Genomic DNA, 2,938 nt, shown 5'->3' on the forward strand with positions numbered 1-2,938 from the left:
GTGAAACACCTTCGGGTTGTGAGGTTAAGCGACTAAGCGTACACGGTGGATGCCTAGGCAGTCAGAGGCGATGAAGGGCGTGCTAATCTGCGAAAAGCGTCGGTAAGGTGATATGAACCGTTATACCCGACGATACCCGAATGGGGAAACCCAGTGTGATACGTCACACTATTGCATGGTGAATACATAGCCATGCAAGGCGAACCGGGGGAACTGAAACATCTAAGTACCCCGAGGAAAAGAAATCAACCGAGATTCCCCCAGTAGCGGCGAGCGAACGGGGAAGAGCCCAGAACCTGAATCAGTTTGTGCATTAGTGGAAGCGTCTGGAAGGTCGCACAGTATAGGGTGATAGTCCCGTACACAAAAATGCACTTGTTGTGAGTTCGATGAGTAGGGCGGGACACGTGACATCCTGTCTGAATATGGGGGGACCATCCTCCAAGGCTAAATACTCCTGACTGACCGATAGTGAACCAGTACCGTGAGGGAAAGGCGAAAAGAACCCCGGCGAGGGGAGTGAAATAGAACCTGAAACCGTGTACGTACAAGCAGTGGGAGCCTACTTTGTTGGGTGACTGCGTACCTTTTGTATAATGGGTCAGCGACTTATATTTTGTAGCAAGGTTAACCGAATAGGGGAGCCGTAGGGAAACCGAGTCTTAACTGGGCGTCAAGTTGCAAGGTATAGACCCGAAACCCGGTGATCTAGCCATGGGCAGGTTGAAGGTTGGGTAACACTAACTGGAGGACCGAACCGACTAATGTTGAAAAATTAGCGGATGACTTGTGGCTGGGGGTGAAAGGCCAATCAAACCGGGAGATAGCTGGTTCTCCCCGAAAGCTATTTAGGTAGCGCCTCGTGAACTCATCTTCGGGGGTAGAGCACTGTTTCGACTAGGGGGCCATCCCGGCTTACCAACTCGATGCAAACTACGAATACCGAAGAATGTTATCACGGGAGACACACGGCGGGTGCTAACGTCCGTCGTGAAGAGGGAAACAACCCAGACCGCCAGCTAAGGTCCCAAAGTCATGGTTAAGTGGGAAACGATGTGGGAAGGCATAGACAGCCAGGATGTTGGCTTAGAAGCAGCCATCATTTAAAGAAAGCGTAATAGCTCACTGGTCGAGTCGGCCTGCGCGGAAGATGTAACGGGGCTAAACCATGCACCGAAGCTGCGGCAGCGACGCTTAGGCGTTGTTGGGTAGGGGAGCGTTCTGTAAGCCGTTGAAGGTGGCCTGTGAGGGCTGCTGGAGGTATCAGAAGTGCGAATGCTGACATAAGTAACGATAATGCGGGTGAAAAACCCGCACGCCGGAAGACCAAGGGTTCCTGTCCAACGTTAATCGGGGCAGGGTGAGTCGACCCCTAAGGCGAGGCTGAAAAGCGTAGTCGATGGGAAACAGGTTAATATTCCTGTACTTGGTGTTACTGCGAAGGGGGGACGGAGAAGGCTAGGCTGGCCGGGCGACGGTTGTCCCGGTTCAAGCGTGTAGGGGTGTGGTCCTGGTAAATCCGGACTGCTTTAACCCTGAGGCGTGATAACGAGCCACTACGGTGGTGAAGTAGCTGATGCCCTGCTTCCAGGAAAAGCCTCTAAGCTCCAGGTAACACGAAATCGTACCCCAAACCGACACAGGTGGTCAGGTAGAGAATACTCAGGCGCTTGAGAGAACTCGGGTGAAGGAACTAGGCAAAATGGTGCCGTAACTTCGGGAGAAGGCACGCTGGCGCGTAGGTGAAGAGACTTGCTCTCGGAGCCGAAGCCAGTCGCAGATACCAGCTGGCTGCAACTGTTTAATAAAAACACAGCACTGTGCAAACACGAAAGTGGACGTATACGGTGTGACGCCTGCCCGGTGCCGGAAGGTTAATTGATGGGGTTATCCGCAAGGAGAAGCTCTTGATCGAAGCCCCGGTAAACGGCGGCCGTAACTATAACGGTCCTAAGGTAGCGAAATTCCTTGTCGGGTAAGTTCCGACCTGCACGAATGGCGTAATGATGGCCAGGCTGTCTCCACCCGAGACTCAGTGAAATTGAACTCGCTGTGAAGATGCAGTGTACCCGCGGCAAGACGGAAAGACCCCGTGAACCTTTACTATAGCTTGACACTGAACATTGAGCCTTGATGTGTAGGATAGGTGGGAGGCTTTGAAGCGTGGACGCCAGTCTGCGTGGAGCCAACCTTGAAATACCACCCTTTAATGTTTGATGTTCTAACTCGGCCCCGTAATCCGGGGTGAGGACAGTGTCTGGTGGGTAGTTTGACTGGGGCGGTCTCCTCCTAAAGAGTAACGGAGGAGCACGAAGGTTAGCTAATCACGGTCGGACATCGTGAGGTTAGTGCAATGGCATAAGCTAGCTTGACTGCGAGAGTGACGGCTCGAGCAGGTACGAAAGTAGGTCATAGTGATCCGGTGGTTCTGAATGGAAGGGCCATCGCTCAACGGATAAAAGGTACTCCGGGGATAACAGGCTGATACCGCCCAAGAGTTCATATCGACGGCGGTGTTTGGCACCTCGATGTCGGCTCATCACATCCTGGGGCTGAAGTAGGTCCCAAGGGTATGGCTGTTCGCCATTTAAAGTGGTACGCGAGCTGGGTTTAGAACGTCGTGAGACAGTTCGGTCCCTATCTGCCGTGGGCGTTGGAAGATTGAGAGGGGCTGCTCCTAGTACGAGAGGACCGGAGTGGACGCATCACTGGTGTTCGGGTTGTCATGCCAATGGCATTGCCCGGTAGCTAAATGCGGAAAAGATAAGCGCTGAAAGCATCTAAGCGCGAAACTTGCCTCGAGATGAGTCTTCCCTGTGGCTTTAAGCCACCTGAAGGGACGTTTAAGACTAAGACGTTGATAGGCTGGGTGTGTAAGTGCAGCGATGCATTGAGCTAACCAGTACTAATGACCCGAGAGGCTTAACCTTACAACACC

General features: G+C 52.9%; 1 rRNA gene. It reads left to right on the plus strand.

The annotated features are described in order from the left end of the window. Positions 1 to 22 precede the first annotated feature (22 nt). Positions 23 to 2,930: ribosomal RNA gene (locus ACT3RT_RS22995) — 23S ribosomal RNA — on the plus strand. The last annotated feature ends 8 nt before the right edge of the window (positions 2,931 to 2,938 follow it).

The organism is Ewingella sp. AOP9-I1-14 (genome assembly GCF_052375995.1).
Taxonomy (GTDB): Bacteria; Pseudomonadota; Gammaproteobacteria; order Enterobacterales; family Enterobacteriaceae; genus Ewingella; species Ewingella allii.